This window comes from Jiangella endophytica, assembly GCF_003427025.1.
Lineage (GTDB): Bacteria > Actinomycetota > Actinomycetes > Jiangellales > Jiangellaceae > Jiangella > Jiangella endophytica.
Window position 1 is genome coordinate 314,380 of sequence record NZ_QVAI01000004.1, and the last position, 26,887, is coordinate 341,266.

At 72.8% G+C, this 26,887-nt stretch carries 24 protein-coding genes and 3 pseudogenes; 10 read left to right on the forward strand and 17 right to left on the reverse strand.

What is annotated here, in order from left to right; translation table 11 throughout:
- Positions 1–5 precede the first annotated feature (5 nt).
- The 3 genes and pseudogenes from DZA62_RS10890 to DZA62_RS10900 all read right to left on the reverse strand — a co-directional run.
- Positions 6–695 (reverse strand): cation diffusion facilitator family transporter, encoded by a 690-nt coding sequence (locus tag DZA62_RS10890; protein ID WP_116949097.1) that lies wholly within the window; start codon positions 693–695, stop codon positions 6–8.
- Positions 692–1,024, reverse strand: a complete 333-nt coding sequence (locus tag DZA62_RS10895; RefSeq protein ID WP_116948900.1) for an ArsR/SmtB family transcription factor — start codon at positions 1,022–1,024, stop codon at positions 692–694. The genes DZA62_RS10890 and DZA62_RS10895 overlap by 4 nt, the downstream gene beginning before the upstream one ends.
- 205 nt (positions 1,025–1,229) lie before the next feature.
- A pseudogene (locus tag DZA62_RS10900) lies at positions 1,230–2,549 on the reverse strand (FAD-dependent oxidoreductase); the annotation flags it as partial.
- A gap of 90 nt (positions 2,550–2,639) precedes the next feature.
- On the opposite strand from DZA62_RS10900, the gene DZA62_RS10905 reads away from it, so the two are divergent.
- Positions 2,640–3,476, forward strand: coding sequence for a helix-turn-helix domain-containing GNAT family N-acetyltransferase (locus DZA62_RS10905; protein WP_116948902.1), 837 nt, complete (start codon positions 2,640–2,642; stop codon positions 3,474–3,476).
- Positions 3,477–3,486: 10 nt separating this feature from the next.
- Here the strand turns inward: DZA62_RS10905 and lepB are convergent, their stop codons facing one another.
- The 7 genes from lepB to DZA62_RS10940 all read right to left on the reverse strand — a co-directional run bounded on the left by lepB (position 3,487) and on the right by DZA62_RS10940 (position 9,076).
- A complete protein-coding gene (gene lepB, locus DZA62_RS10910; RefSeq protein ID WP_116948903.1) occupies positions 3,487–4,020 on the reverse strand; it encodes a signal peptidase I in 534 nt (177 codons plus the stop codon).
- On the reverse strand, positions 4,017–4,742 hold the full coding sequence (locus DZA62_RS10915; RefSeq protein WP_157987595.1) for a DUF305 domain-containing protein: 726 nt from the start codon (positions 4,740–4,742) through the stop codon (positions 4,017–4,019). Before DZA62_RS10915 ends, lepB begins: the two co-directional genes overlap by 4 nt.
- Before the next feature lie 67 nt (positions 4,743–4,809).
- Positions 4,810–6,267: a copper amine oxidase gene (locus DZA62_RS10920; RefSeq protein WP_116948905.1), complete on the reverse strand. Its 1,458-nt coding sequence runs from the start codon at positions 6,265–6,267 to the stop codon at positions 4,810–4,812.
- Between the two features lie 20 nt (positions 6,268–6,287).
- Complete coding sequence (locus DZA62_RS10925) at positions 6,288–7,115, reverse strand: hypothetical protein (RefSeq protein ID WP_116948906.1); 828 nt, start codon at positions 7,113–7,115, stop codon at positions 6,288–6,290.
- A gap of 212 nt (positions 7,116–7,327) precedes the next feature.
- Positions 7,328–8,302: an aldo/keto reductase gene (locus DZA62_RS10930; protein WP_116948907.1), complete on the reverse strand. Its 975-nt coding sequence runs from the start codon at positions 8,300–8,302 to the stop codon at positions 7,328–7,330.
- 50 nt (positions 8,303–8,352) lie between these two features.
- Complete coding sequence (locus DZA62_RS10935) at positions 8,353–8,793, reverse strand: hypothetical protein (protein ID WP_116948908.1); 441 nt, start codon at positions 8,791–8,793, stop codon at positions 8,353–8,355.
- Positions 8,794–8,803: 10 nt separating this feature from the next.
- Complete coding sequence (locus tag DZA62_RS10940) at positions 8,804–9,076, reverse strand: hypothetical protein (RefSeq protein ID WP_157987596.1); 273 nt, start codon at positions 9,074–9,076, stop codon at positions 8,804–8,806.
- A 186-nt stretch (positions 9,077–9,262) separates the two neighbouring features.
- On the opposite strand from DZA62_RS10940, the gene DZA62_RS10945 reads away from it, so the two are divergent.
- On the forward strand, positions 9,263–10,231 hold the full coding sequence (locus DZA62_RS10945; protein ID WP_232827362.1) for a GlxA family transcriptional regulator: 969 nt from the start codon (positions 9,263–9,265) through the stop codon (positions 10,229–10,231).
- A gap of 116 nt (positions 10,232–10,347) precedes the next feature.
- Here the strand turns inward: DZA62_RS10945 and DZA62_RS10950 are convergent, their stop codons facing one another.
- Both DZA62_RS10950 and DZA62_RS10955 read right to left on the reverse strand, forming a co-directional pair.
- Positions 10,348–11,142, reverse strand: a complete 795-nt coding sequence (locus tag DZA62_RS10950) for an MBL fold metallo-hydrolase (protein WP_116948911.1) — start codon at positions 11,140–11,142, stop codon at positions 10,348–10,350.
- Positions 11,139–11,933, reverse strand: coding sequence for an alpha/beta hydrolase (locus tag DZA62_RS10955; protein WP_116948912.1), 795 nt, complete (start codon positions 11,931–11,933; stop codon positions 11,139–11,141). The genes DZA62_RS10950 and DZA62_RS10955 overlap by 4 nt, the downstream gene beginning before the upstream one ends.
- 104 nt (positions 11,934–12,037) lie before the next feature.
- Here DZA62_RS10955 and DZA62_RS10960 point away from each other — a divergent pair, with 104 nt between their 5' ends.
- The gene (locus DZA62_RS10960) at positions 12,038–12,988 is read left to right on the forward strand and encodes a GlxA family transcriptional regulator (protein WP_157987597.1); all 951 of its coding nucleotides are present in this window, start codon (positions 12,038–12,040) and stop codon (positions 12,986–12,988) included.
- A gap of 4 nt (positions 12,989–12,992) precedes the next feature.
- Here DZA62_RS10960 and DZA62_RS10965 read toward each other — a convergent pair whose 3' ends face one another.
- Entirely contained in the window at positions 12,993–13,271 is a 279-nt protein-coding gene (locus DZA62_RS10965) for a hypothetical protein (RefSeq protein ID WP_116948914.1), read from the reverse strand.
- A 103-nt stretch (positions 13,272–13,374) separates the two neighbouring features.
- On the opposite strand from DZA62_RS10965, the gene DZA62_RS10970 reads away from it, so the two are divergent.
- The 3 genes from DZA62_RS10970 to DZA62_RS10980 all read left to right on the forward strand — a co-directional run bounded on the left by DZA62_RS10970 (position 13,375) and on the right by DZA62_RS10980 (position 17,021).
- Positions 13,375–14,394, forward strand: a complete 1,020-nt coding sequence (locus DZA62_RS10970; protein WP_116948915.1) for a PIN domain-containing protein — start codon at positions 13,375–13,377, stop codon at positions 14,392–14,394.
- Positions 14,395–14,604: 210 nt separating this feature from the next.
- Entirely contained in the window at positions 14,605–15,420 is an 816-nt protein-coding gene (locus tag DZA62_RS10975) for a mycofactocin-coupled SDR family oxidoreductase (RefSeq protein ID WP_116948916.1), read from the forward strand.
- Positions 15,421–15,530: 110 nt separating this feature from the next.
- Positions 15,531–17,021 carry an MFS transporter gene (locus tag DZA62_RS10980; protein ID WP_116948917.1) on the forward strand — a complete coding sequence of 497 codons (1,491 nt, stop codon included), beginning with the start codon at positions 15,531–15,533 and terminating at the stop codon, positions 17,019–17,021.
- 64 nt (positions 17,022–17,085) lie between these two features.
- Here DZA62_RS10980 and DZA62_RS10985 read toward each other — a convergent pair.
- A pseudogene (locus DZA62_RS10985) lies at positions 17,086–17,259 on the reverse strand (RidA family protein); the annotation flags it as partial.
- Between the two features lie 89 nt (positions 17,260–17,348).
- Between DZA62_RS10985 and DZA62_RS37550 the strand changes: the two are divergent.
- Positions 17,349–17,574: pseudogene (locus tag DZA62_RS37550) on the forward strand (hypothetical protein); the annotation flags it as partial.
- Positions 17,575–17,676: 102 nt separating this feature from the next.
- Here DZA62_RS37550 and DZA62_RS10995 read toward each other — a convergent pair.
- Together DZA62_RS10995 and DZA62_RS11000 are read right to left on the reverse strand one after the other, a co-directional pair.
- A complete protein-coding gene (locus DZA62_RS10995) occupies positions 17,677–19,341 on the reverse strand; it encodes an N-acyl-D-amino-acid deacylase family protein (protein WP_116948918.1) in 1,665 nt (554 codons plus the stop codon).
- Positions 19,338–20,513, reverse strand: a complete 1,176-nt coding sequence (locus DZA62_RS11000; RefSeq protein WP_116948919.1) for a mandelate racemase/muconate lactonizing enzyme family protein — start codon at positions 20,511–20,513, stop codon at positions 19,338–19,340. Before DZA62_RS11000 ends, DZA62_RS10995 begins: the two co-directional genes overlap by 4 nt.
- A 127-nt stretch (positions 20,514–20,640) precedes the next feature.
- On the opposite strand from DZA62_RS11000, the gene DZA62_RS11005 reads away from it, so the two are divergent.
- Both DZA62_RS11005 and DZA62_RS11010 read left to right on the forward strand, forming a co-directional pair.
- Complete coding sequence (locus DZA62_RS11005; protein ID WP_198663635.1) at positions 20,641–21,414, forward strand: FadR/GntR family transcriptional regulator; 774 nt, start codon at positions 20,641–20,643, stop codon at positions 21,412–21,414.
- Positions 21,395–23,803 (forward strand): outer membrane protein assembly factor BamB family protein, encoded by a 2,409-nt coding sequence (locus DZA62_RS11010; RefSeq protein WP_116948921.1) that lies wholly within the window; start codon positions 21,395–21,397, stop codon positions 23,801–23,803. The genes DZA62_RS11005 and DZA62_RS11010 overlap by 20 nt, the downstream gene beginning before the upstream one ends.
- A 19-nt stretch (positions 23,804–23,822) precedes the next feature.
- Here the strand turns inward: DZA62_RS11010 and DZA62_RS11015 are convergent, their stop codons facing one another.
- Entirely contained in the window at positions 23,823–25,058 is a 1,236-nt protein-coding gene (locus tag DZA62_RS11015) for an epoxide hydrolase family protein (protein ID WP_116948922.1), read from the reverse strand.
- 245 nt (positions 25,059–25,303) lie between these two features.
- On the opposite strand from DZA62_RS11015, the gene DZA62_RS11020 reads away from it, so the two are divergent.
- Positions 25,304–26,863: a hypothetical protein gene (locus DZA62_RS11020; protein ID WP_116948923.1), complete on the forward strand. Its 1,560-nt coding sequence runs from the start codon at positions 25,304–25,306 to the stop codon at positions 26,861–26,863.
- Positions 26,864–26,887: the final 24 nt, after the last annotated feature.

Consider the following 26,887-nt stretch of genomic DNA (forward strand, 5'->3'; position numbering starts at 1 on the left):
GAGCCTCAGCAGCAGTCGCAGCCGGGGCCGCAGCCGTCGGCCTCCGGATCGCGCAGCAGCGTGCCCGCCGTCGTCGCGCAGGCGTCGCCGCGCCAGGCCTCGATCCCCTCGCGGACGGCGAACCCGGCGATGACCAGCGCCGCCAGCGGGTCGGCCCACCACCAGCCGAGGGCGGAGTTCAGCACCAGCCCGGCCAGCAGCACCGCCGAGAGATAGCTGCAGATCAGCGTCTGCTTGGAGTCGGCGACGACCGCGGACGAGCCCAGCTCGCGCCCGGTCCGCCGTTCCAGGAACGACAACCCCGGCATGACCGCCAGGCTCACCGCCGCCAGCACGATGCCGACGGTACTGTGCTCCGGTTCCTCGGCACCGGCCAGCGCCCGGACCGCCTCGAACCCGACGTACGCCGCCAGCGCGAAGAACGAGAACGCGACGATGCGCAGCGCCGTGCGCTCGCGTGTCTCGTGGTCGCGGCCCGCGAACTGCCAGGCGATGGCGGCGGCCGACACCACCTCGACGACGGAGTCCAGCCCGAACCCGATCAGCGCGGCCGACGATGCCGCGGCCCCGGCCGAGATCGCGACGACCGCCTCGACCACGTTGTAGCCGATGGTGGTCGCGACGATCAGCCGGACGCGGCGGCGCAGGACGTCGCGCCGGCGCGGATCGGTCAGCGGCGTGATGGGCAAGCTCATCGGCAGGAACACCCCTCGGGTCCGCAGCAGCCGGGATCGACCACCAGCACCAGCTCGAGCAGCTCGCCCAGCGCCCGGCCGAGATGCGCGTCGGCCAGCCGGTAGCGGGTCCGCCGGCCCTCCGGCTCGGCCTGCACCAGCCCGCAGCCGCGCAGGCAGCTGAGCTGGTTCGACATCACCTGCCGGGACACCGCCAGCTCGGCGGCCAGGTCGGACGGGAACGCCGGCGCCTCGCGCAACGCGAGCAGGATCCGCGCCCTCGTGCCATCGGACAGCGCGTACCCGAGGCGGGCCAGCGCGTCGGTGTGCGACGCCGTCACCGTGGTCATGCAACGGACAGTACAGCAAATGCTGTACTCACGGAACCCTGCCCCGGCGGTCGCCGACGCCCGCGGATCCGGCATCCGCCGGACGTCCGGGCTGCCTCCGATCGTGCGCGTCGACGGCGGCGCCGGCGCCCCGGCTGGCTGTTCCCGCGCTTCCCAGTCCCCCGACGGCTACCGGGCCTGCGGCCACGGCCTTCGGAGATCGGCGTCAGGCTTCGCGGCCGGCCGCCACCGTCTGCCCCAGCTGCAGCAGCTCCGGTTCCGCCTCGACCCCGCAGCACCCGCCGCCGCCGTCGTCGTAGCCGCCCGAGCCGCCGCAGACGCCGGACTCGGGCAGCACCAGCTCGACCCGCCCGGCCGCGGCGTGGTCGCCGGCGAACGCGGCCGCGATGCTGCGGACCTGCTCGTATCCGGTGAGTGCGAGGAAGGTCGGAGCGCGCCCGTAGCTCTTCATGCCGGCCAGGTAGACGCCGGGCTCCGGGTGGGTGAGCTCGCGGACGCCGTGGGGCGGGACGCTGCCGCACGAGTGAACGTTCGGGTCGATGAGTGGCGCCAGCCGGACCGGCGCCTGCAGGGTCGGGTCCAGCTCCAGGCGCAACTCGGACAGCCAGCCGAGGTCGGGCCGGAGGCCGGTCAGCGCGATGACGTGGTCGACGGCGCCGACCGTGCGGCCGTCCTCGGCGACCAGCGTCAGCCGGCCGTCCGGCTCGGCCTGGACGGCCGCCGTGCGGAACCCCGTCACCACCCGGACCCCGCCCGCCTCGACCGCGGCCCGCGCCCGCCGCCCGAGCCGCCCGCGAGCCGGCAGCTCATCGGCGTCTCCCCCGCCGAACGTGTCACCGATGCCACCGCGCCGCAGAATCCACGTCACCGTTGTGTCACTGTTCTGCCTGGTCAGGGACACGAGGGCGGTGAGGGCGGAATGTCCGCTCCCGGCGACGACGACGTGCCGTCCGGGAGCCCCGTCGGGGATGCGGTAGCCGATCCGGCCCGCCTCGGCGGCGGCCCGCTCGCCCAGCGCGGGCAGGCCGTCGCCGCCCAGCGGGTTGGGTCGCACCCAGGTGCCGGTCGCGTCGACGAGGCCTCGGGCGCGCACCCGCTGCTCCCGGCCGTCGGCGTGGCGGACATGGACGGTGAGCGGCTCGCGGTCGCGGCCGTCGTCGACCACGCGGTCCCGGCCGCGCCTGGCGGCGCCGACGACCTCGACGCCGGTGCGGACCCGGTCGCCCAGCGCCCGCGCCAAGGGCGCGAGATAGTCGCGGACCCACGCGGCGCCGGTGGGGTACACGTCGGACGGCGGCGGGGTCCAGCCGGTCGGCTCCAGCAGGCGCCGGGCCGCCGGTGCGATCAGCTCCGGCCAGGCGGAGAACAACCGGACGTGCCCCCACTCGGCGACCGCCGCGCCCGCCGTCGCCCCACGCTCGAACACCACGACCTCGAGGCCGCGTTCGGCGAGTTCCGCCGCGGCCGCCAGCCCCACCGGGCCGCCACCGGCCACCACCACGGGATCCGTCATGAGCCACTCACTTTCATCGAAGACCGTCGATGGAACGACCCTGACTCTATCGACACGCGTCGATCATCGCAACCATCGATCCATGTCGATAGACTGCCTGGCATGACGACTCTGGCCACCCCGGCGCCGCCGCTCGCCACCGACGCCGCCGCCGACTACGCCGAGTGCTTCGCCTCCCTCGCCGACCCCACCCGGGTCAGGCTGCTGCATGCCGTCGCCACCTCGAACGGCGGCCTCACAGTCGGGGAGCTCACCGAGCTCCTCGGCATCAGCCAGTCCACCTGCTCGCACCACGTGCGCAAGCTCGCGGCCACCCGGTTCGTCCACGTGTCCAAGGTCGGCACCAGCACCCGCGTCACCGTCAACGAGGCCTGCTGCACCGGGCTGCCCCACATGGCCGACGTCGTCATGGGCGTCGCCGGTGCGGTGCGGCCGTGCTGCCCCGACGACGTCCCGGCCGACGTCACCGTCCGGGCACTGGACGACGCCGACTGGCCGGCGGTGCGGCGCATCTACCGCGAGGGCATCGACACCGGCATCGCGACCTTCGAGACGTCGGTGCCGCCGAGCACCCGGCTGGCGGCGCGCTGGCTGCCGGGTCACCGCTGGGTCGCCGAGATCGACGGCGCGGTCGCCGGCTGGACCGCCGTCGCACCCGTCTCCGACCGCGACTGCTACCGCGGCGTCGGTGAGACCTCCGTGTACGTCGCCGCCGAACACCGCGGTCGCGGCGTGGGGAAGGCCCTGCTGCGCCGCCAGGTGACGTCGGCCGACGCCGACGGGCTGTGGATGCTGCAGACGTCGGTGTTCACCGAGAACCGCGCCAGCCTGTCGCTGCACCACCAGGCCGGCTACCGGACCGTGGGCGTCCGCGAGCGCATCGCCCAGCGCGACGGCGTCTGGCACGACACCGTGCTGCTGGAGCGCCGGGCCTCATGACCGCACCCGGCTAGTACGTCCGCACGCCGCCGTCGCCCCAGGCGAGCACGACGACGCCGACCACGAGGTCCAGGCCGACGGCGCCACCGTGCTCGCCGAGCGGGTCGGACCGCGAGTCCCTCGAGTCGGCGCGGTTGTCGCCCATCACCCAGAGGGCGCCGTCGGGCACGATCACGTCGAAGGCCAGCGTGCTGGCCGGGCCGCCGGACAGGTACGGCTCCGCCAGGGGCGCGCCGTTGACCAGCAGGGCGCCGTGCGAGCAGCAGCTCACCCGGTCACCGGGCATCCCGATCACCCGCTTGACGAGGTGGCCGCCGGCCGCGCCCGACCGCACCCAGCCGCCGGGGTCGCGGAACACGACGAGGTCGCCGCGCCCGGGCCGGTCCAGCCGGTTCGCCACCACCCGGTCGCCGGGCTCCAGCGCCGGCCGCATCGACGGGCTGTCCAGCGTGAACACGTGCGCCACCCGGCCGGGCAGCAGTGCGCCCACGGCCAGCGCCAACGCGAGCACGACGAGCAGCCGGACCCGGCGCGTCCGGGTCACGGTGTCACGGCGAGTTCGGCGAGCATCGACTCCATCGCGGCCACCTCGACCGGCTGGTCCTGGACGACGTGCTTGGCGACGGAGATCGCGTAGACGTTCGAGCCGGCGGCGATCTCGTCGTACGCCATCTCCACCGCGCCCTCGTGGTGCGGGATCATCAGCCGCAGGTAGAGCAGCTGCGCGGCCGGTCCGTCCGCCACCCGCAGCGCCTCGATCGAATCGGCCGGCAGCAGCCCGGGCATCGGCCCGCTGTGGTCGCAGCCGGGCGTGGCGGCATCGGCGGCGTGCCCGGCACCGTGCGCCGCGCCGGCCGGGGCGGCGCTCCCCCACGCGTCCAGCCAGCGGCGCATGGTCTCGACCTCGCGGGACTGCGCCGCGCGGACGAACTCGGCGAACCGGCGCCCACGCTCCTCCACCCCCGGCTTGGCCAGCAGCAGGTCGCTCATCGCCACCGCCTGCTCGTGGTGCGGGATCATCATCCGGACGAAGCAGACGTCCACGGCCGTGGGCACGTCGCCGACCGGCGGCGCCTCCGCCGGAGCTCCAGCCGCCGCACCGGGCGCCGACGCATGCTCGTCGTGTCCGTCACCCGCCGTCGCCACCCACACGCCGGGCACCACCAGAGCCGCCGCGACGCAGACGGCGGACAACCAGGCGCGAGCCCGGCGGCGAGGTCGCTCGCCCGGCTCGGCGAGCGCGGGTTCTTCCAGGTCCAGCGACATGCGCACCTCCCGGTGAGTCGTGCGGTGCGGGTCCCGGCCGTACGGGACCCGCACCGGCGACGGAGGATCAGCCCCAGCCGGTCGGCCGCCCGGTGGGCCGTGGCACCGGTGTCGGCCGCGGCCGGGTCGGCGTGGACGGGCTGGCCGTCGGTGTCGGCGTCGCCGACGGAGTGGCGGTCGGCGTCGGTGTGGGTGTGGGTGTGGCGGTCGGGGTGGGCGTCGGCGTCGGCGTCGGCGTGATGTTCGGGTTCGGCACGCCGCGCATGTCGCCGTTGACCCACTTCCGGCCCTCGGGGACGTTCGGGTTCTGCGCGGTGAAGTCGCGCGGATAGAGCGTGAAGCCCTGCCAGTGGATCGGCATCGGGCTCTGGTCCTCGTCCCGCACGATGTGATGGAAGCCCACGTTCACCCAGGCGACCGGCTTGCGCAGGCGCTCCCGGTCGGCGACGTACTGCGTGACGCTCGCGTTCGGCTTCGACGGCAGCAGGTTGTACGACGCGAAGATCTCGTCGGACTTGGGCTCGGTGAACGCGAGGTCGTAGTCGGTCTCCGGGTTCAGCGCGTAGGCCTGCGCCCGATCCATGATGATCTCGTAGGAGCGTGCGTGGCCGTCGGCGTTGAGGCTGTCCGGATTCACGACGCGGTAGGCCTCGCGGTTGTCCAGGATCAGCTTCTGTTCCCGGTTCACCGTGCTGATCTCCGTCTCGATGATCGGCGTGCGCCCGGTGTCGCCGGTCGTGCCGTACTCGCCGGTGAAGTCGGAGTCGAGCTTCTCGACCTGCTGCCGCGTGGCGCTGTCGATGTCGAACGCGACCCGCCAGAACGCGCTGTGGTAATGGTTGACCGCGAAGTCCTCCTGGCCCTCCGCGATCGGCCAGCCGAAGTTGACCGCGTCGACGTAGTCGTTCGGCGAGAGGTCCCCGGTGGCGCCCAGCCGGACGGTGATCTCGCCGTCGTCGTGGAAGCGGTACTCCGTCTGGTACTCGTACCAGCCGATCCGCGACACCGTGTGCAGCACCAGGTGGGTGCCCTGCGCGGCGTACAGCGCGTCGTTGCTGATGTTCGAGCGGTACGCCAGGCCGCCCTCCTGCTCGCTGACGCACAGCACGGGCGCCAGCGGGCGGGTCTCGGTGAGATAGGAGCTGCGGATCTCGCCGGCCGGGCAGTCGATCGCCGTCTGGTCCTGCATCCGGCGACCGCCCACCTGGTAGGTGGTGACGTCGTTGTACTCCGTCATCCCCGTGTCGTAGGGGACGTTGAGCTGGGCCAGCCCGATCGAGTCGAGGACCATGAGCGGCCGGCCCTCGTCGCGCGGGGTGAACGCGACCTTGTCGACCACGAGGCCGCGGTAGCTGTCGATGCGCCAGCACATCTCCCAGCCGGATCCGGACCGGAGGGTCTCCTTCACCAGCGACGGGCCGGAGCAGGACAGCTCCGTCACGGACGCCGCGGACGCCGTCGACGTGAACCCGGCGAGCGAGGACGCCGCGAGAGCGGCGGCGAGCACGAGCTTCGGTACACGCATCTTGAGTCGTCTCCCCTGGGTCACTTGACGGACGTCACGGTCTGCGCCGACAGGTTCACGACGAGCGGTGTCGTCGTGAGGTACCGGCCGTCCGGCGCCTGGGCCATCAGCTGGACGCAGCGCTGCACGCCGCACGTCTCCGCGCCGAGATCGGCCGCGCCGGCGGTGTACGCGTGCGCGGTGAAGGTCGTCTGCGCCGGCTCGGTGAGCTCCTGACCGGTCGCGGTGCGGAACTCGTCCTTGATCCCCTGGCTGAGCGGGTCCGCGAGCAGCAGCTGGAACGCGAGCAGCGTCTCCTGGTCGGTGGGCGCCGGCTGCACGCCCGCGCCCTGCGTCACCGACTCGACCGTGCCGGCGGCGACGTCGACGACGTAGTGCAGGAGCTGGTCGGCCGCGTAGTCGTAATAGAACAGCGTGTAGCGGCGGCCGCCGTCCGCGCTCAGGCTCGGGTCGGCGAGGTCGGCGGACAGGTACTGCGCGCCGTCGTCGCCGCCGACGCTGGCCGTGCCGGCGTAGGACGGATCCTGGCTGACCAGGTAGCGCACGTAGGCGACCTCGTCGACGGTCGGCGGGTCGTAGGCCGCCGCCGTCGTCGCGGGCGCCGGGACGGGGGCCGTCGCCGGCGCCTGCTCGGGCGCGTCCTCGCCGGTCGACTCCGCCGCGATGGTCGGCACGGGTGTCTCGGGGGCGGGCGAGCCGGGCTCGGCGTGCAGGACGGACGTCTGGGTGGCGACGGCCACGACGGCGGCCACGCCGGCCACCGCGGCGATGCCGGCGGCGGCCAGTCGCCGCGAGAGACGTCGTGGGAGTCCGGTGGTGCGGTGCGGTCGATTCTCGTTCAACGGCATCAGGTCACCTTCGGCTCACGCAGGGCAGGCTGCGCGCGCCCGCGACATCGGGGGGCGAGCGCGCAGCGGCGAGGGAGGCTGGTGCGCGAGGCCGGGTCGCGACCCCGAAGTCCTGATCCGGGCCGGGGGTTTGCCGGGTTCAGGGGATGGTGAGTAGAAGATCCCGGTTCGCGGTTTCCGCCGGGTTACGCCATCCCGCGAAGATCGTTACGTCAGGCGAAGCCGGTCGGCAGCCGCAGCGTGTACGGCTCCTCCAGAGTGGCCACCTCGTCGTCGGTGAGCTCGACGTCGAGCGCCGCCGCGGCGTCGGCCAGGTGGTGCGGCTTCGTGGAGCCGACGATCGGCGCGCTCACCACCGGGTTGCGCAGCACCCACGCCAGCGCCACCTGCGCCATCGGCAGCCCACGGGTCTCGGCGACACGCTGGACGGCGTCGGCGATGGGTTTGTCGGCCGCCTCGGTGTAGCGCCGCTGCATGAGGGTGTCGACGTCGCCGCGGGTGGTCCGCTCACCCCACGGCCGGGTCAGCCGGCCCTTGCCCAGCGGGCTCCAGGGCATGCTGCCGACCCCCTGGTCGGCGAGCAGGCCGTACAGCTCGCGCTCGTCCTCGCGCTGCATGAGGCTGTACTGGTTCTGCATGGACACGAACCTGGTCCAGCCGCCGAGGTCGGCGGTGTACTGGAGCTTCGCGAACTGCCAGGCCCACATCGACGACGCGCCGAGGTAGCGGACCTTGCCCGCCTTGACGACGTCGTGCAGCGCCTCCATGGTCTCCTCGGCCGGTGTGCCGGGGTCGAGGCGGTGGATCTGGTAGAGGTCGACGTAGTCGGTGCCGAGGCGGCGCAGCGACGCGTCGATCTGTTCCAGGATCGCCTTGCGCGACAGCCCGGAGCCGCCCGGGCCGTCGTGCATGGGGAAGTACACCTTGGTCGCCAGGACGACGTCCTCGCGCCGTGTGTAGCGCCGGATCGCCCGGCCGACGATCTCCTCCGACGAGCCGTAGCCGTACACGTTGGCGGTGTCCCAGAACGTGATGCCGAGGTCCAGGGCCTGCCGGAAGATCGGCTCGGCCGCGTCGTCGTCGAGGGCCCAGTCGTCGTAGCCGCGCGAGCGGTCGCCGAAGCTCATGCAGCCGAGCGCGATGCGGCTCACCTTGAGACCCGAACCGCCCAGCCGGGTGTACTCCATGGTCCGCTCCCTGTGGCTCGAGGATGTCGCCGGCTCCATCCTCTCCCACGTCAGCGGTGACGGTGGCGGTGGTGCGGCCGCGCGTACTCGTCGTAGCGCCAGAGCATGACGCCCAGCATCGCCGGGACCATGACGGCGTGCTGGACGCCGAGCCCGGCCATGGTGCCGAACACGCCGGCCGCGACCAGCGCCGCCGCGATGGCCGTCGGGACCATCATCGCCACCGCCATCTCGGCGTTGCGCATCGCCGGGTGCCGCCGCAGCGTCATCCAGAGCACCATCGGCACCGTCATGTTCACGCCCATGAGCAGCACCCGGAACCAGCCGGGCTGGTCGCCGAGGGCGCTGCCGGCGGCGGCGAACCCGAGCGCCGCGAGCCCGCTGAAGATGCCCATGCCGGCGAACATGACGACGACCATCTCGAGGAAGTGCAGCCAGAAGCGCCTGCTGCTGCGAGGTTCGGCGACGACGGCGACCGGCTGCGATTCCATGGCCGGCGGATCAGTCCCACCAGTAGTAGAAGAAGCCGTGCTGCCGGCTGTAATAGCAGGGGCCGGTGGACGGCGCGGTGGGGATGCCGGAGAGGCGCGTGACCCTCAGCACCGCGTCGCAGTTCGCCTTGCTGGAGTAGAAGCCCGAGTGCTCCCAGCCCATCGGCGCGACGGCGCCGGACGTCGCGGCCCCGTCCGGCGACGGCGGAACCGCCTGGGCGGCGGGCACCGCGGTGACCATGGCCGCCGCGGTCACGGCGGTGAGCACGAGCCTTCTGAGCATGGGTCCTCCCGGTGTGGTCGGTTCCCGGGTGAGGCTAGGGACCGGCTCATTCACGGCTGTTTCAGGACTGCTTCGCGAGGATCGCAGCCCAGCCGGTGCGGCCGCCAGAGCGCGCGACCGCGGATGGCCGGAATCCTGGGATACCCGTCTCGCCGGACCGGGGAAGGTTCTCCTAGGCTGAGGCGCGTGACGTCGCGGCACGTGGTGGTCGCCGGGTACGACGGTGCCGAACTCGTCGACATCGCCTCGGTGACGACCGCCTTCGATCTGGCCAACCGGCTCGGCGGCGCGCCGCCCTACGACGTCGTCCTCGCGACCGTCGACGGCACGGCCATCCGCTGCGAGACCGGGCTGACACTGCAGGCGCAGGCCACGCTGGCCTCGGTCGGCGCCCTCGACACGCTGGTCGTGTCCGGCGGGCGCGGCCACACCGCGGCGGCCGGCGACGCGGAGCTGATCCGGCACGTCCGCCGGCTGGCCGCCCGCGCCCGCCGGGTCGCGTCGGTCTGCACGGGCGCGACGGTCCTCGCGGCGGCCGGCCTCCTGGACGGGCGGCGCGCGACGACGCACTGGTGGTACGCCGACGAGCTCGCGACCGCCTACCCGTCGGTCCGGGTCGACGCCGCACCCGTCTTCGTCCGCGAGGGCAACGTGTCGACGTCCGGCGGCGTGACGGCGTCGCTGGACCTGACGCTGGCGTTCATCGAGGAGGACCACGGGCCGGAGCTGGCCCGCTGGGTGGCGATGGGGATGGTCACGTACCTGCAGCGGCCCGGCAACCAGGCGCAGATGAGCATCTTCACCACTGCCCCGCGGCCGGACCACGCGACGCTGCGCGCCGTCATCGACCACATCACGGCGCATCCTGGCGACGACCTCGGCACGGCGGCGCTGGCGCTGCGAGCCGGGGTGAGTCCCCGCCAGCTCAGCCGGCTGTTCCAGGAGCATCTCGGCGAGCCGCCGGCGGCCGCGGTGCGCCGCCTGCGCCTCGAACTCGCCGCTCGCCTCGTCGCGTCGACGGACCTGCCGCTGTCGCAGGTGGCCAAGCGGTGCGGGTTCAACTCCGCCGAGGCGCTCCGGCAGGCCTTCACCTCCCGCTACGACGTCAGCCCGCGGTCCTTCCGCCGCGCGCAGTCGCGTGCCGTGACCGCCTGACGGCTGGCTACGCCGCGGACCCGCGCGGACTGCACCTCACCCGCCTCAGGACCGCATGGGCCCCGGATCGCCGCTTCATGCGGCTCTCTCGCGGGTGAGGTGCGCCCGAACCACCGTCAGCCCAGGTCGATCTCGGTCGGCGTGCCGAGCGGAAGTCGCCGGACCCGCGCCCGCACGTCATCCGGGGCGGCCGCGAGCGCCGCGTCGAGGCCGGCCGGGCCGTCGGCGAAGTGGGACCAGCCCTCGTAGTGGACGGGGACGGCGGCCCGCGGCCCGGTCAGTCCGATGAGCGAGACCGCGTCGCGTCCCGTCATCGTGTAGCGCAGCGGCCCGGTGATGCCGAACCGCACGCCGCCGACATGGACCAGCGCCACGTCCACCGCCATCGACGACGCCATCGACCGCAGCGGCCGGTACAGCACGGTGTCGCCCGTGACCCACAGCGCCACCCGGGCGGCGTCGCCCACGCGCACCGCGAAGCCGATCACGTCGCCGACGACCGGGCGCGACAGCGGCGGGCCGTGCCGGGCCGGCGTCGCCGTCACGGAGAGGGCGGCCCGGTCCGCATTGCCCGCCAACACCGTCGACGTGCCGGCGGCGAGCCCTCGGACGTCGCCGGTGCCGGCCAGCCGGCGGGCTCCGGACACCGTCGTCACCACCGCGCCGGCCGACGCCAGCAGCGCGCGTCCCGACCGGTCGAGATTGTCGGCGTGGTGGTCGTGGGTGAGCAGCACGGCGTCGATCGGTGGCAGCTCCGCCACGGGCACCGCCGGTCCGGTCAGCTTCGCCGTCGACGAACGCCAGGCGAACGCGTACCGTCCTCCGGCCGGGTCGAAGGTCGGGTCGGTGAGCAGGCGCCAGCCGTCCAGCTCGACGAGGACGGTCGGGCCGCCGATGTGGGTGAGGATCAACGGGCGTGCTCCACGGCCCAGGCGAGGACGTCGTCGGCGATCTGCTCCCAGCCCTTCTGGGCGGGCAGCAGGTGCGCGTAGCCCTCGTACTCGCGGATCTCGGTCACGGTGTCGGACTTGTAGTGCTTGAGGTTCGACCGCTGGATGGCCGGCGGCATGATGTGGTCCTCGCTGCCCGAGACGAACAGCAGCGGCGCGCGCTCGTCGTTCTCGTAGTCGACCCAGGTCTCCTGCGGGCCGGGCTGGAAGTTGGCCAGCACGCTCCCCCACAGGATCCCCCCGTTGGCCGGGATGTGGTACCGCTCGTACAGCGCCTCCGACTCCTCCTCGGTGAAGGTGTTCGTGAATGCGTACCGCCACTGCTCCGCCGTCAGCCCGACGGCCTTGTGCCGGTTCGCAGGGCTCTTCAGCACCGGGAACGTCGACTTGACCTGCGAGAACGGCACCACCTTCACGCCCTCGGTCGGTGCGGAGTTCATTGCGACGCCGGCCGCACCGAAGCCGTGGTCGAGCAGGATCTGGGTGAACGCGCCGCCGGCGGAGTGCCCGATGATGATCGGCGGGCGGTCCAGCTGGCGCAGCATCCCCTCGATCTTCTCGATGATCGCGGGGACGGTGACGTCGACGATGATCTGCGGATTCTCGCGCAGGGCCTCGACCTCGACCTCGAAGCCCGGGTAACCGGGCGCGATGACCCGGTAGCCCTTCGCCTCGTAGTGGGTGATCCAGTGTTCCCAGCTCCGGGGCGTCACCCAGAAGCCGTGCACGAGCACGATGGTGTCCGGTTCCATGTGCCGATCATCGTGGGCCACCCGCTGGCCAGGCACTACGCTAGGCGCCAGAGTTCCCACGATTCCGGCCACGGGGGGTAGGAGTGGGCCGTCACCGTGTGGCGATGATCGTCCTCGGCGGGACGTTCGTCCTCGACCTTGCCGTGGCCGTGCAGGCGTTCGGCCGCCGGCCGTCGGTGTTCGCGAAGATCCGCGACGAGCCCGAGTCGCCGTACGAGATCGGCGTCTGTGGCCTGGCCCCCACCCCGACGTCGCTCGGGTTCACCATGAGCGACCTCAAACCGGTCGACTGGATCACCGGCGCCGACACCGTCGTGGTCCCCGGGCTGGAGGCGCCCTGGGCGCCGCAGGATCCGGTCGTGCTGGACGCCGTCGCCCGGGCCGCCGACGACGGCGCGCGCCTGGTCTCGCTGTGCGCGGGCGCGTTCGTGCTCGGGCAGGCCGGGGTTCTCGGCGGTCGCCGCGTGACGACGCACTGGGCGCTGGCCGACGAGTTCCGCGCCGCGTTCCCGGAGGCCGACCTGGTCGAGCACGCCCTGTACGTCGACGACGGCCAGATCCTCTCGTCGGGCGGCATGCTCGCCTCCGCCGACCTGTGTCTCTACGTCCTCGGCCAGGACCACGGCCAGTCGTACGCGAACGACGTCTCCCGGGTGCTCGTCAGCCCGCCCCACCGCACCGGCGGACAGGCCCAGTACGCCCGCCCGGTCCCGCGCCCGTCCGGGCCGCTCACCCCCGTGCTCGACTGGCTGGACGAGCACCTCGCCGAGCCGCTCAGCCTCAACGGCGTCGCGGCCCAGGCGCACATGAGCCCCCGGACCCTCGAGCGGCGCTTCCGCGAGGAGACCGGCGACAGCATGGCCGCCTGGATCGCCCGGCGGCGCGTCGAACGGGCCCGCGCACTGCTCGAGGACTCGCGGCTGACGGTGACGCAGATCGCCCACGCCGCCGGATTCGGGTCGACGGAGTCGATGCGCCGGCGCTTCCTCACCTACGCCGGCACCACGCCACGTGCCTACCGCGAGACCTTCCGAGGCGCGGCGCCGGCTCGCTAGGCCGTCACTTCCAGTAGTGGAAGAAGTAGCCCTGAGCCGAGTGGTAGCACGGCCCGGTGCCCGGCATGGTGTACGTGCCGGCCGCTCGCGTCAGCGCCAGCGAGAAGAAGCACGCATTCGCATTCGTGAGGAAGCCGGAGTGCCGCCATGCCATCGCGGTGATGGGTCCCGGCGACGGCGCGGGCTCGGCCTGCGTGGTGGCGGCGGCGGGTCCGCCGCCGGCGAGAGCGGCGGCACCCAGCGCCCCCGCCGCGAGCAGGCTTGTGGTGATCTTCCTGAGCATCGTTCCTCCTGTGTCCTCAGTCGCGGCCGACGCTACGGAGCGACACATTCACAACGTCTTCAGATCTGCTTCTCGGCGGCCCATGCGGGCGTAGCCTGCCGGTGTGGACGACGAAGATCGCATCGCCCTCTTCCTGGACTACGAGAACCTCGCCATCGGCGCCCGCGAGGACCTCGGCGGACTGGCCTTCGACGTGCGGCCCATCGCCGACGCCCTGGCCGAGCGCGGCCGGGTGGTCGTGCGCCGGGCGTACGCCGACTGGTCGTACTTCGACGAGGACCGCCGCATGCTCACCCGCTCGCACGTCGAGCTGATCGAGATGCCGCAGCGCATGGGCGCCTCCCGCAAGAACGCCGCCGACATCAAACTGTCCGTCGACGCCGTGGAGCTGGCGTTCGTGCGCGACTACGTGTCGACGTTCGTCGTGTGCACGGGCGACAGCGACTTCACGCCGCTGGTGTACAAGCTGCGCGAGCTGAACAAGCGGGTCATCGGCGTCGGCATCCGCGCCTCGACGTCGGCGCTGCTGCCGCCCGCGTGCGACGAGTTCCTCTACTACGACGACCTCGAGGGCATCGAGCCCGCGCCGTCCACCGCGACGGCCCAGCCCGAGCCCACGCCGCAGCGGCGCGACCGCGACCTCGACGACCTCGCCGTCGTCGTCGCGCAGAGCGTGGCCGGGCTGCAGCGCACCGGTGGCCCGGTGACGGCGTCCACGCTCAAGCGGACGCTGCTGCGCAAGGACCCGACGTTCAACGAGGCCGACCACGGGTTCCGCGCGTTCGGCGAACTGCTGCGCCATCTCGCCGAGCGGCACGTCGTCGAGCTGGCGGACGGGCCCACGAAGGGCGACCCGGAGGTGCTGCTGCCGGCGCTGGACGGCCAGCAGGAGGCGTTCGACCTGCTCCGCTCCGTCGTGCAGGACCTCACGGCGAAGCACGGCCGGGCCGCGCTGTCCGGACTCAAGGACCAGCTGCGCCGAATCCGGCCGGGCTTCAGCGAGCAGGCGCTCGGGTTCCGCAGCTTCCTGCAGTTCGTCCGCGCCGCCGCCACCACCGGCACCATCGAGCTGCACTGGGACGCCGACGCCGACGACTACCTGCTCACGGTGCCCGAGAGCTGAGCCCGCGTCATCCTCAGCTGACACTCGCGACCGTCAACCTGGCGAGAGCCTGCTCGAACTCCTCGGCCAGGCCCGCGGCGTGCGCGTCCGTGCGAGCGGCCGCCCGCGCTGCTCCGACTTCGGCTCCGGCTGCTCGCGTCGCCCCGACCGGACTACTATGGCACTGGGTGCCAAAAGGTGCCCGCCGCAGTGTCGGAAGGGGAACGGACGATGACTGGACGAGTCGAGGGCAAGGTCGCCTTCGTCACCGGGGCGGCCCGCGGTCAGGGCCGCGCGCACGCGGTGGCGCTGGCCAGGGAGGGCGCGGACATCATCGCCGTCGACCTCGCCGGTGACCTGCCGGGCGTGCCGTACGACTCCCCCACGCCGGCCGATCTCGACGAGACGGTCCGGCTGGTCGAGGCCGAGGACCGCCGGATCATCGCCGAGCGCGGCGACGTTCGCGACCACGACGCCCTGAAGGCGTTCGTCGACCGCGCCGCCGGCGACCTGGGCCGGCTGGACATCGTCGTCGCGAACGCCGGCATCTGCATCCCGCACGCCTGGGACCAGATCAGCGTCGACGAGTTCCGCGCGGTCATGGACACCAACGTGCTCGGCGTGTGGAACACCGTCATGGCCGGCGCACCGCACCTGATCGCGGCCGGCGGCGGCTCGATCATCCTGACCAGCTCGTACGCGGGCGCCAAGGTGCAGCCGTTCATGGTCCACTACACCGCCAGCAAGCACGCCGTCACGGGCATGACCAGGGCGTTCGCCGCCGAGCTGGGCCGGCACCACATCCGCGTCAACAGCATCCACCCGGGCGCGGTGAACACCCCGATGGGCTCCGGCGACATGCAGGCCGAACTGCAGAGGGCCGGCGAGACCAACCCGCCGCTCAACCAGATGGGCACACCGTTCCTGCCGAAGTGGGCGGCCGAGCCGGAGGAGATCGCCGCGGCCGTCGTGTTCCTCGCGTCGGACGAGTCCGCGTTCGTCACCGCGGAGCACCTGTCCATCGACGGAGGCGCAGCTCACTTCTGAGTCACGGGCATATATGGTTGCAGCAGACAACCAATCGGGTAGGCTGACTGAGCACGTCGCCGCCGCCGTGCCAGACACCGAAGTCAACCCCCGGTACGGCAGGAGCCCGCATGACAGACGCTGTCGCCATGGTCGTCGACGATCGCCCCGGGGCTCGCCGCACCGCGACCCCGGGGCTCACCCTGCTGGCGCTGGGTGCGGCGGGCCTGGTGGTGTCGCTCCAGCAGACGCTGGTGCTGCCGCTGCTCCCCCGCCTGCAGCAGGCGTTCGACACCTCCGTCACGGCGGTCTCCTGGGTGTTCACGGCGACGCTGCTGGCCGGCGCCGTCGCGACCCCGCTGCTCTCGCGGTTCGGCGACATGTACGGCAAGAAGCGCATGATCACGGTGACCATGGGCCTGCTGGTCGCCGGTTCCGTGGTGTGCGCGCTGTCCGACTCCCTCGGCATGCTGATCGCCGGACGGGCCCTGCAGGGCGCCGCCGCGGCCGTCATCCCCCTGGCCATCGGCATCATCCGCGACACCTTCCCGCGCGAGCGGGTCATGTCGGCCATCGGCATCGTCAGCGCGACGATGGGCGTCGGCGGCAGCGCGGGCATGCTGGTCACCGGCGTCATCGCCGACCACACCCGGAGCCATCACCCCGTGTTCTGGATCTCCGCGGGCATGGCCGGACTGGCGATGGTGATGGTGGTGCGGTTCACCGTCGAGGCGGGCGAGCGCCGCGGCGGCCGGCCCGACGTCGCGGGCGCGCTGCTGCTGGCCGGCTGGCTGGTCGGACTGCTGCTCGGCATCAGCCAGGGCAACTCATGGGGCTGGACCGACGACCGCACCCTCGCATTGTTCGCCGCCGCCGTCGTGCTGTGCGTCGCCTGGGTGCTGGTCGAGCGACGCGTGCGCGAGCCGCTGGTGCACCTGCGGCTGCTGGTCGGGCCGCGGTCGCTCTCGGCCAACCTGGCGTCGGTGCTGCTGGGCTTCGCGATGTTCGCCGCGTTCACGCTGGTGTCGAACCTCATCCAGACGCCGTCCGACGTCGCGGGGTACGGCCTCACCGGCTCGGTCCTCGACGTCGGCCTGTACATGCTGCCGAGCACCGTCACCATGCTGGTCTTCTCGGTGCTGGCCGGACGGTTCGAGGCCCGGCTCGGCGCGGCGTTCACCCTGGCCGTCGGCGCCACGTTCGCCGCGCTCAGCTACGTGTGGCTGGCGACCAACCACGACACCCCGCTCGACGTCATGATCTTCAGCGGGCTGCAGGGCGTCGGCTTCGGCATCGCCTACGCGGCGCTGGGCACGCTCGCCGTCGAGCACGTCCCGATGACCCAGAGCGGCATCGCCAGCGGCATCAACTCGCTGGTCCGCACGGCGGGCGGCAGCGTCGCCAGCGCGGCGACGGCGGCCATCCTGACCGGTCAGCTGATCGAGAACACGTCGATCCCGAAGGTCGACGGTTACGTCGTCTCGTTCGTCATCGCCAGCATCGCCGCCGCCCTGACCGCCGTCATCGCCTGCGTCCACGGCATGCGGCACCGCCGTCCGGTGCCGGTCGCGCTGCCGCTCCCCGAGCCGGAGCCGACACCCGCTGGTCCGCAGGCCGGCTGACCGGCCTCCCGCCTGCTCGTGCCGGCCGAACCGGCACGAGCAGGCGGAGACGGCGACCCCGGCATCACGCGACGGCGGTCGCCTCGAGCTCGACCAGCTGGCCGACGACCACCAGCCGGGTGACCCCGACCATCGTGGTGGCCGGTGCCACCCGCGCGGCGCCCGGCCGCGACGCCAGCACGCCGTGGTGCTCCAGGAGCAGATCCACGTCGGTGGCGTAGACGTTGAGCCGGACGACCTCCATTCGCTGCATCGCGAGTCCGTACGTCGCTCAGCCCTCCGGCAGATCACGACATCCTCGGTCAGGTATTCCGATAGCGTCCTCGCATGCGTGCCGGCCGGCTGGTCTCGCTGGTGCTGCTGCTGCGTCAGCGCGGCCGGCTGACCGCCGACACGCTGGCCCGCGAGCTGGAGGTCGGCCATGTTGAAGGTGGTCGACGCGCTGCCGGCGACCTATCGCGACACCGCGAGCGACGCCGCCCGGCGACTGCTCATCGACCCGGAGACCGACCTGCTCTCGCGCCGGGTGGGCGCCGACGAGCCACCCGCCACGCCCACGCCCACTCCCATGATCATCAATGATCCACCCCTCCATAGGTGGTTGGATCATTGATGATCATGGGGCGGTGGCGGCGGGGGCGGGGGGCGGGGGCGCCTAGTCGTCGGCGAGCGCCTCCGGAGCGGTGGGCACGAGCGGTGCCGACGGCGCACGGCCGTAGGCGGGCCCGCGCAGCGCCCGGCCCGGCCGCGCACCGGTCATCGCGCCGTCGCGCAGCACCGCGGTGCCGGAGACGAACACGTCGGTGACGCCCTCGGCCAGCTGCCGGGGGCGTTCGAAGTTGGCCGGCGCCAGGCTGCGGTCCAGCGAGAACAGCACGACGTCGGCCACCGCGCCGTCGCGCAGCACGCCGCGGTCGGACAGTCCGAGCCGCTGCGCCGGGAACGACGACATCTTGCGCACCGCCTCCGGCAGCGTGAGCAACCGCTCCTCGCGGACGAAGTCGGCCAGCACCCGGGTGAAGCAGCCGTATGCGCGCGGGCTCGGCGCCAGGCCGATGAAGACCGCGTCGCTGGCGATCATGCCCAGCGGGTGGCAGACGAACTTCCACAGCGTCATCGCGTGCGGGCTGGGCCGGGTGAACGTCGCGCCGGGATTGGCGGCGACGAGCCCGCAGACGACCCGGCCCAGCGAGACGTCCAGCGTGCTGACCACCTCGGACAGGTACCAGCCCTCGAACCGGTCGTACTCGGCACTGGTGAGGTAGCCCAGCCGCAGGTCGGAGAACGGCGCGCTGGCGACGTACTGGCGGGCGGCGCCGCTGGTCTCGACCTCGGCGGCGATGCGGTCGCGGGTGGCGGCGTCGGCCAGCCGCTCGCGCAGCCGCTCCGGCCCGCCCTCCTGCGCCCAGAGCGGCAGCAGCCGGCTCAGCCGCGTGCCGCCCCACTCGTAGGTGTAGGTGTCGAACGTGACGTCCAGCCCGGCGTCGCGCTCGTCCTGCAGCAGGTCCAGCATCCGCTGCGCGCCGCCGGTGTACGTCGCCCGGGCCGACCGGGAGAAGTGCGTGACCTGCAGCGGCGCACCGGACCGGCGGGCGATGTCGACCGCCTCGCGGAACGGGTCGAGATAGGTGTCGCCGAGGCCGTAGCGGACGTGGGTGTGGTACATCCCGCCGAGCTCCGCCGCCTCGGCCGCGAGCGCGATCAGCTCGTCCGTCGTCGCGTGCGCGCCCGGCGGGTAGTCCAGGCCGGTGGACAGTCCGAACGCTCCGTCGTACATCGCGTCGCGGACCTGGCCGCGCATCCGGTCCAGCGCGGCGGCGCCCGCGACGCCGGGCTCCCAGCCCAGCGCGTTGACCCGCAGCGCGGTGTTGCCGACCATCGTCGCGACGTTCACGGCGACCCGGCGGTCGTAGGCGTCCAGCTGATCGGCGATCGACCGCCAGTCCAGCGGTTCCGCGGGCAGTCCCGCGATGCCGGCGTTCTGCTCGGCGAAGGCGTTCAGGTCGGCCGGCCGGTCGAACGGCGCGTAGGACAGCCCGTCGACGCCGATGACCTCGGTGGTGACGCCCTGACGGACCTTCATCTCCAGGTCCGGGTCGCCGAGCAGGACGAGGTCGGAGTGGCTGTGCAGGTCGATGAAGCCGGGCGCGACGATCAGCCCGGTCGCGTCGATCCGCTCGAGCGCCGCCACGTCCGCCGTCGCACCGCGCAGCAGCGTCACCCGTCCGTCGCGGATGCCGACCGCGGCCGTGAAGGCCGGGTTGCCGGTGCCGTCGACGACAGTGCCGTGCTCGATCAGCACGTCGAACGGGGCGGTCATCGGGTGCCGCCGAGGTCCAGCGCGAACCGGGGCTCGGACCGCTCCAGCTCGTCGATCCGCAGCCGCGGCCCCAGCCCCGGCGACTCGTCGACCCGCCAGACGCCGTCGGCGACGCGTGGCGGATCCTCGACGTAGCGCTCCCAGTACGGCGCCTGTTCCGGCGTGATCATCGACTCGCTGAGCAGGAAGTTCGGCAGCGTCGCGGAGAGCTGCCAGGTGGCCGCGCTCTGCAGCGGCCCGAACGGGTTGTGGAACGCGACGGAGATGCCGTGCGCCTCGGCGAGGGTGGCGATCTTCTTGGCCGCCGTCAGCCCGCCGCAGATGCCGACGTCGGGCTGTGCGACCGCGACCGCGTGCTGCTCGATGAACGGAGCGCTGGAGAGATGGTTGCCCCAGCGCTCACCTGCCGCGATCGGCGTGCTGACGCGGCTGGACACCTCGCGCAGCCAGTCCGGCCGCTCGTACGGCACCGGCTCCTCGATGAACGTCAGGTCGTACGGCGCCAGCGCCTCGGCCAGCCGGATCGCGTTCGGCACGTTGAGCCGGCCGTGGCAGTCGACCATGAGGTGGACGTCCGGCCCGGCGGCCTCGCGGGCGGCGGCGAAGTACTCGGCGATGTGGCCGAAGATCCACGGCGGCAGCAGCTCGGTCTCCGTCTGCCGCGGCGGGACCAGCTGCACGCGGTCGTGCCGGACGCTGGTCACCTTCTCGTAGAACCCCGGCAGCGTGGTCTTGATCGCGGTGAACCCGGCCGCGACCCGCGCGCGCACCGTCTCGGCCAGCGCCTCCGGCGACTCGCCGGCCCGGGCGTGCGTGTAGACCCGCACCTCGTCGCGGAACGCCCCGCCGAGCAGCCGGTGCACGGGCACGCCGAGCATCCGTGCGTTCAGGTCCCACAACGCCATGTCGACGGCGCTGATGCCGATGGTCAGCAGCGTGCCGCCGAGGAACGCGTCGCGGTACATCCGCTCGCTGAGCTGCTCGATCCGGGTCGGATCCTGACCGCGCAGCTCGTCGCCGAGCTCCTCGAGCAACGCCACGATCGACCGCGTCCGCCGCCGCATGGCGACCTCGGCCTCCCCGACCGCGCCGTCGTCGGTCTCCACCTGGACGTACACGGCGTTGTAGAAGCCGAAATCCACCGGCCACGAGCGAATTCGATCGATCTTCATGGCACCTCCTTCCTAGAACCTAGGACTTAGGTGTTTACTTAGCAAGTGCTGAACTATGCTCGTGCCCGGCCAACCCCGGAAACGGCTGAAAGGATGTGACGCCACGGTGGCGCGATCAGGCACAGAGATGGACGAGCCCGCGACCACGACGAGCGACGAGGACCGCCTCACCCGGAGACTGTCCGACCACGGACGACGCGTCCCCCTGGGCGTCCAGGTGGCCGAGCGGATCCGGGCCGACATCTCCAAGGGCGGCCTGCAACCCGGCGACGAGCTGCCCTCCGAGGCGGAGTACGGCGAGCGGTTCGACGTCAGCCAGCGCGTGGTCCGCGACGCGTTGCGCACGCTGAACAACGAGGGCATCATCTCCACGCGGCAGGGCAAGCGGGCCGTCGTCGGCAGCCTGCGCCCCACCGCGATGGGCAACTACATCCGCTTCCTCGTCGACACCGACCCGTCGGCGATCGACGAGCTGATGGACTTCCGCGCGCTGCTCGAGGGCCATGCGGCCCGGCTGGCCGCCGAGCGGGCCACCGACGACGACATCGCGCAGATGCGCACGGCGCTGGCCCGGGTGCTCGAGACCGGCGACGACCTCGACGCGCGGGTCCCCGCCGACCTGCAGCTGCACGAGCTGATCTCGCGGTCCTGCGGCAACCGGCTGGTCGACAGCATGCTCGGCGTGCTCGCCGAGACGCTGGCCGAGGAACGCCGCCGCGGCGCCCAGATCACCCGGTCGAAGGGCGTCGGGCACGACGAGACCAACCAGCAGCACGTCGCCCTGATCGAGGCGATCGCCGCGCGCGACGGCGACGCAGCAGAGCGCTGTGCCGTCGGGATCGTCCACCGGGCGCTCGGCTACTGGTCCGCTGCCGCCCGCCATGACGGCCCGGCCCGGTAGCGACGGCGCCCTGACGCCACGCGTCGTCCGGCGCTGGGCGACCGGCGCCGACGTCCGCCAGGTCGCGGAGTTCACCGGCCCGGACGGCGCGCCGTGCGTGCTGGTGCTGGCCGGCGCGACCCTGCAGGCGTGGCGGTGGGACGGCACGCGGTTGTGGTCCGACGCCACGTCGGCGGCGACCCGCGTGCTGCACGTCCGTGGCGACACCGGGCTGGTGTTGTCCGGCGAGCGGCTGGTCCGCCGCCTGGACCTGCGCACGGGCGCCGAGACCTGGCGCGACGAGACGCCCGACGGCACCAACCTGTCCGGTCCGGGCTCGTCGAAACTCGCTCTCGTCGGCGGCCGCCGGCTCTGGTTCACCGCGCCTGCCTACGCGACCGCCGTCACCTGCCGTGAGCTGCTGCCCGGCGGCGCGGTCGAGACGCGGTGGGTGCACGACTTCGGCGGCCACTACGACGCCGGGTTCGGGCCCGTGCTGGTGGTGGCGGACGTGCTCGGTCTCGGCGCGCCGCAGCTGCTGCTGTCGACGCGGACCGGCTCGGGGTACGGCACCGGCGACGACGTCAGCAGCGAGCGGCTGGTGCTGGGGCGCGAGGACGGACGGCTGCTGCAGCTCGTGCTGTCGGTGCCGACCGGCGCGACGCTGGCGGAGACCGCGTACCGGCCGGACCCCGGCGACTACCCGTGCGCGCGGCCGTACGGCCTGCTGACGACGGCTCCCGCGCCGGGCGGACGCATCGTCGTCATGGTCAGCTGCCAGGTCGAGGAGTACTACGCCGTCACCCGCGTGCGCGACGGCGCGCTGTCGCGGGCCTGGGGGCGGTTCGTCGAGAAGGACTGGCCGCACGACGAGCAGGAACTGCGCCCGCAGGTGACCTCCGTCGTGGAACGCCCGGGCGAGAACCCGTGGCTGGTCACCGGCCATCACGACGGCACGACCTGGACGACGGTGATCGACGACGCGGTCACCGGCGCGCGGGTCGCGGCGTTGCCCGGGCACTACCTCTGGGGCGTGACGGGTGCGCTGGCGGTCGTCTCCCCCGCGACGTCGCGACCGCTGACCGGACGGGAGCCGACGCTGGCCGTGCGGCTGGCCGACCTCGGCGTCGTGGCGACGCACCCGGGCCACCCGGTCGTCTGCGGCGACGACGAGCTGCCGGCCGAGGTGTCGTTCCATGCCGAGCGGCGCTCGCTCGTGTCGCTGGGTGGCGGCCTGCTGACGCGGCTGCCGTCCGGCGAGGCGGCGTGGTGGGATCCGGCGAGCGGCGCCTCGGCGTCCCTGGGCGTCTCCGACGTCGCCGGCGCGTTCCCCGGCATCGACGGCGCTGTCGTCCTGGTGGGTGGCGACGGTGCGCTGCGCCGGGTGGGGGCCGATCACGCGGTCGCCGTCGGCGCCGTGCGGCCGGCCGGGCGCCGGGCCGCCGCGTTCGCCGTCGCTCATGGGGCCGAACCGGTCGTGCTGCTGGACGGCCCACGCGAGAGCCTGGCGATCCGGGCCGACGACACCGAGCTCCCGCTTCCCGGCCGCGCCGTGGCCGCCGCCCGCGAGCCGTCCGGCGCGGTCGTCGTCGCCTGCCTGGAGGACGACGGCGTCGTGTGCTGGCGGCTCCGCTACGACAGCGGCGGCGGCGACAGCGAGCGCGCCGGCCGGGTCGTCACCCGAGGCAAGCCGACGCACGCCGTGTTCCTCGACGAGGCCGGACTGCTGCTCGTGGCCGAGCGGACCGGCGTGCACACGGCCGCCGTCGGCGTCTACCGGCTCGACGGCACGCCCCTCTGGCAGGACCTCGCCCAGGGCCCGCATCCCAACCTCCCCGCCGTCGCGCGGACGCCGGCCGGTCGCTGGCTCGCCGCATACGACGACCACGGCCAGCTCACCGTCCGCGACGCGCACAGCGGTGAGGTGCTGGCGAAGGACGACTGGACCGCCGCCTACACGACGCCCGTGCGGATCGAGGAACCGCCCGGCTGGCTGCGGGTGGGCGGCATCCACGGCGTCGACGCGGTCGACGAGCAGGGGCGGGTGCGGTGGCGGCACGGCGCGCCGCTGTGGACGTACTTCCCCGGCGAGGCCGCGCTGGCCGGGTCCGTCGTCGGGTGCATGACCCGCGGCGGCCGCCTCGACGCCTTCGACGTGGCGGACGGACGGGTGGTGTGGCGCGTGGAGCTCGGCCCGGTCGCGGCGCGCCCGCCGCTGGTCGCCCTCGGCTCCGCGACGTTCGTGGCCGGCACCGCCGCCGGCTCCCTGATCGCCGTCGACGTCGCGTCCGGCGCGGCGGGCGAGCTGCTGGCCGGCCTGGGCGCCGCCGTCGAGACCCTGCTCGCCGACGGGTCGCGGCTGCTGGCCGGCACCGCGGACGGCGTCGTGCGCGAGGTCGCGCTGGGCTGACCCCGCCGGGCGACGTCGCTCAGGGCCTGCGGCCGCGAAAGGTGCGGCGCAGGTCGCTCACCCAGGCATCGGGGTTCTCCCAGGGGATGAAGTGGCCGCCGTGGTCGTGGGCGGTGACGTTGACGTGGTTGAACCAGCCGGACTGCGGGCCGGCCTCGAAGGCCCGGACGCGCTCGTCGGCGGTGTGGATGCCGGGCGGGTTCTCGTAGGTGACGAAGCTCAGGCCGGCCGGGGCCCGCACGACCGGGGTGCGGTCGTGGGCGGGGGTCCACGGGTAGCGGTTGGCGTTGGCGTAGTAGCGCATCGACGTCGCGACGGAGTTGTTCACCCAGTAGATCGTGGCGTGGGTGAGCAGGTCGTCCTTGGTGAAGACCGACTCGACGTCGCCGCCGTTGTCGCTCCAGGCGTTCCAGCGCTCCAGCAGCCAGGCGAGCAGCCCGGCGGGTGAGTCGCTCAGCCCGTGGGCCAGGGTGGCGCCGTCGAGCATGTGCACCGCGAGGTGCGACGCCCAGCGGTGGTCCAGTTCGATGATGCGGGCACGGACGTCGGCGGGCTGGTCGTCGGTCAGGGGCCGGTTCCGGGCGAAGTCCCAGGCGCGGTCGCCGGTGAAGAAGTCGAGCGGCAGCCCGGAGCCGATGTGGATGCCGTAGAGCTCGTCGGCGTACTTGTGGCCGAGCTGGCTGGAGATGATCGCGCCGATGTCGCAGCCGCCGGCGGCGTACTTCTCGTACCCCAGGGTCTCGGTCATCAGCGTGTGCCAGAGGTCGGCGACCTTCCAGAAGTTGACGTCCGGGAACCCGGTGAGCGGCCCGGGGAAACCGAAGCCGGGCAGGGACGGCACGATGACGTCGAACGCGTCGGCGGGGTCTCCGCCGGACGCGGCCGGGTCGGCGAGCGGGTCGATCACCTTCGACCAGTGCCAGAACGTCCACGGCCAGCCATGCGTGAGGATCAGCGGGATCGGGCGCGGGCCGCGGCCGGGCTTGCGCAGGAAATGCACCGGGACACCGGCGACGCTCACCTGGTAGTGCTCGTAGGCGTTGATGGCGGCCTCGGCCTTGCGCCAGTCGTAGGCGTCACGCCAGTAGGCGACCAGCTCACGGAGATAGCCGTCCGGGACGCCGTAGGACCAGTCCTCGTTCCCCTCGTCCAGCGGCGGCCGGGTCAGTGCGAGCCGGGCGCGCAGGTCGTCGAGGACCTGGTCGGGCACCTGGATCGGGGTGGGCGCAAGGGGGAAGACGTCCGGAGCGGTCATCGGGTGGTTCCTCACTGGGTCGGGACGCGGTGTCGTCGGCGCCGGCGCGGACACTCGACGGATCCGACGATAGGACGTGTCCACCTCCGCGCCGAGGCGGGGCGCGGACCCCGAGCCGTACGACCGATTCGGGACCGATGACCGCACGTCTCCCCTCCTGAACTGGGGATGGACGGGACAATTCACTGCATGATAGGACCTAGGTCATGTCACCAAGGTCCTAGGTCTGTGGTAAGGAGCCCGCCATGCCACGTCGTCACCTGTACCGGAACCTCATCTCCGCCTTGGCCACGACCGGCATCGTCGCCGCGAGCCTCACCGTCACCGCCGCCCCCGCTCAGGCCGTCGCTCCCGAGGACGGCACCGTCATCCAACTGGCCGACGGCAGCTACCTGCCGATCATGCCCGTCGCCGGGCATCCCGGCGTCGAGGCCGTCGGCTACCGCGTCAGCGGCGGCCAGCTGCGCGCGTACGACCAGGACGGCGTCCAGCTGTGGGCGCGATCCACCACCGGCACGCAGCTGTCCGGCGGCTACGACTTCGACGCCGACGGATGGCCGGACGTCGCCGTCACCATCTCGGCGACCACCGGCAGCACCTGCGGCGTCGACCCGCTCACGACCACCACGCTGCACTTCTACCAGGGCGCGACCGGCACCCAGCACACGCCGCTCAGCCCGATGACCGACCTGTGCTGGTCGTTCCCCGGCACGACGCCCTACCCGACGCACCAGTGGTCCGAGCTGGCACCGCTCTGGGGCGACGAGACCAGCACGCTGTTCACGTCGCCGTACTACGCGACGACATCCTGGTACCTCGGCTTCGCCGGTGGCTCGTTCACCACCGCCGGCGCGCTCTACTACCCGTCGACGTCGTCGTACGACGCGACGTACACCAACGCGCAGCCGAACACGTATCCCACCGGCACCGACTACATCCAGTACTCGCACGTCGCGAACGGGCTGATCACGTCGGTCGGCGGCCAGAACCGCGCCGTCTTCTGGACCAGCGGCCGCGTCGTGCAGTACGCGATCGGCGCGCTCGGCAGCGGCCAGCTGGTCGCCGACCGGCCGTACCTGACCGGCGGGCGCACCGACATCGCCGGGCGCAACTACGGGCTGGTCGGCGTCGACCCCGGCAACCCGAGCTCGGTCGTCCTGCTCGCCGGGACCAGCAACTACTCGCTGTACCAGGACGCGATCACCGGCACCCAGAGCTACGACCAGTGGGGCGGGATCGAGCGGCACGTCTCGGTCTACAACGCCGCCGCGAACACCGTCGACGACCGGTTCTTCAGTTACGCCCACGACGCGAGCGACGGGCACAGGTACCAGAACCGGGTCAGCTACCCGGCGCACCCGTTCGTGCAGCGCTCCGGCGCCTCGCGGCTGGCCTACAACGTGTTCCGCGACGGGCGCTGGCGGTTGCACGTCAGCCAGGCCGGTTCGACGACGTCGCTGTACGAGCTGGACGACGTCTTCCTGTGGGACATCGTGGACGTCGACGGCGACGGGACGAAGGAGTGGCTGATCAGCCCGACCCGGTTCGGCAGCGACCCGCTCGGGCCGGCGTACTACTTCCCGAAGTGGCAGACCGGCGCCTACCACTGGAACGAAGCGGCGCTGACGCTGACCAGCATCGCGACCTTCACCGACGCGATCCCCCACCTGCAGAAGACGTTCACCACCGCGAACACGACGAGCAGCGACGGCTCGCTGGCCCAGGCGCACGTCGTCGCCGACACCGGCGTACGCGAGCTGCTCGTGCGCACCAGCTCCGGAACCGTGGAGCGGCGCACGCTCTGACCCCATCCCGTGACGATCGGAGAC

Coding starts and splice junctions, on each gene's coding strand:
- DZA62_RS10890 (WP_116949097.1), bottom strand. CDS start 695: ATGAGCTTGCCCATCACGCCGCTGACCGATCCGCGCCGGCGCGACGTC.
- DZA62_RS10895 (WP_116948900.1), bottom strand. CDS start 1,024: ATGACCACGGTGACGGCGTCGCACACCGACGCGCTGGCCCGCCTCGGG.
- DZA62_RS10905 (WP_116948902.1), top strand. CDS start 2,640: ATGACGACTCTGGCCACCCCGGCGCCGCCGCTCGCCACCGACGCCGCC.
- DZA62_RS10915 (WP_157987595.1), bottom strand. CDS start 4,742: ATGTCGCTGGACCTGGAAGAACCCGCGCTCGCCGAGCCGGGCGAGCGA.
- DZA62_RS10920 (WP_116948905.1), bottom strand. CDS start 6,267: ATGCGTGTACCGAAGCTCGTGCTCGCCGCCGCTCTCGCGGCGTCCTCG.
- DZA62_RS10925 (WP_116948906.1), bottom strand. CDS start 7,115: ATGCCGTTGAACGAGAATCGACCGCACCGCACCACCGGACTCCCACGA.
- DZA62_RS10930 (WP_116948907.1), bottom strand. CDS start 8,302: ATGGAGTACACCCGGCTGGGCGGTTCGGGTCTCAAGGTGAGCCGCATC.
- DZA62_RS10935 (WP_116948908.1), bottom strand. CDS start 8,793: ATGGAATCGCAGCCGGTCGCCGTCGTCGCCGAACCTCGCAGCAGCAGG.
- DZA62_RS10940 (WP_157987596.1), bottom strand. CDS start 9,076: ATGCTCAGAAGGCTCGTGCTCACCGCCGTGACCGCGGCGGCCATGGTC.
- DZA62_RS10955 (WP_116948912.1), bottom strand. CDS start 11,933: ATGGAACCGGACACCATCGTGCTCGTGCACGGCTTCTGGGTGACGCCC.
- DZA62_RS10960 (WP_157987597.1), top strand. CDS start 12,038: ATGATCGTCCTCGGCGGGACGTTCGTCCTCGACCTTGCCGTGGCCGTG.
- DZA62_RS10965 (WP_116948914.1), bottom strand. CDS start 13,271: ATGCTCAGGAAGATCACCACAAGCCTGCTCGCGGCGGGGGCGCTGGGT.
- DZA62_RS10975 (WP_116948916.1), top strand. CDS start 14,605: ATGACTGGACGAGTCGAGGGCAAGGTCGCCTTCGTCACCGGGGCGGCC.
- DZA62_RS10980 (WP_116948917.1), top strand. CDS start 15,531: ATGACAGACGCTGTCGCCATGGTCGTCGACGATCGCCCCGGGGCTCGC.
- DZA62_RS10995 (WP_116948918.1), bottom strand. CDS start 19,341: ATGACCGCCCCGTTCGACGTGCTGATCGAGCACGGCACTGTCGTCGAC.
- DZA62_RS11000 (WP_116948919.1), bottom strand. CDS start 20,513: ATGAAGATCGATCGAATTCGCTCGTGGCCGGTGGATTTCGGCTTCTAC.
- DZA62_RS11005 (WP_198663635.1), top strand. CDS start 20,641: ATGGACGAGCCCGCGACCACGACGAGCGACGAGGACCGCCTCACCCGG.
- DZA62_RS11010 (WP_116948921.1), top strand. CDS start 21,395: ATGACGGCCCGGCCCGGTAGCGACGGCGCCCTGACGCCACGCGTCGTC.
- DZA62_RS11015 (WP_116948922.1), bottom strand. CDS start 25,058: ATGACCGCTCCGGACGTCTTCCCCCTTGCGCCCACCCCGATCCAGGTG.
- DZA62_RS11020 (WP_116948923.1), top strand. CDS start 25,304: ATGCCACGTCGTCACCTGTACCGGAACCTCATCTCCGCCTTGGCCACG.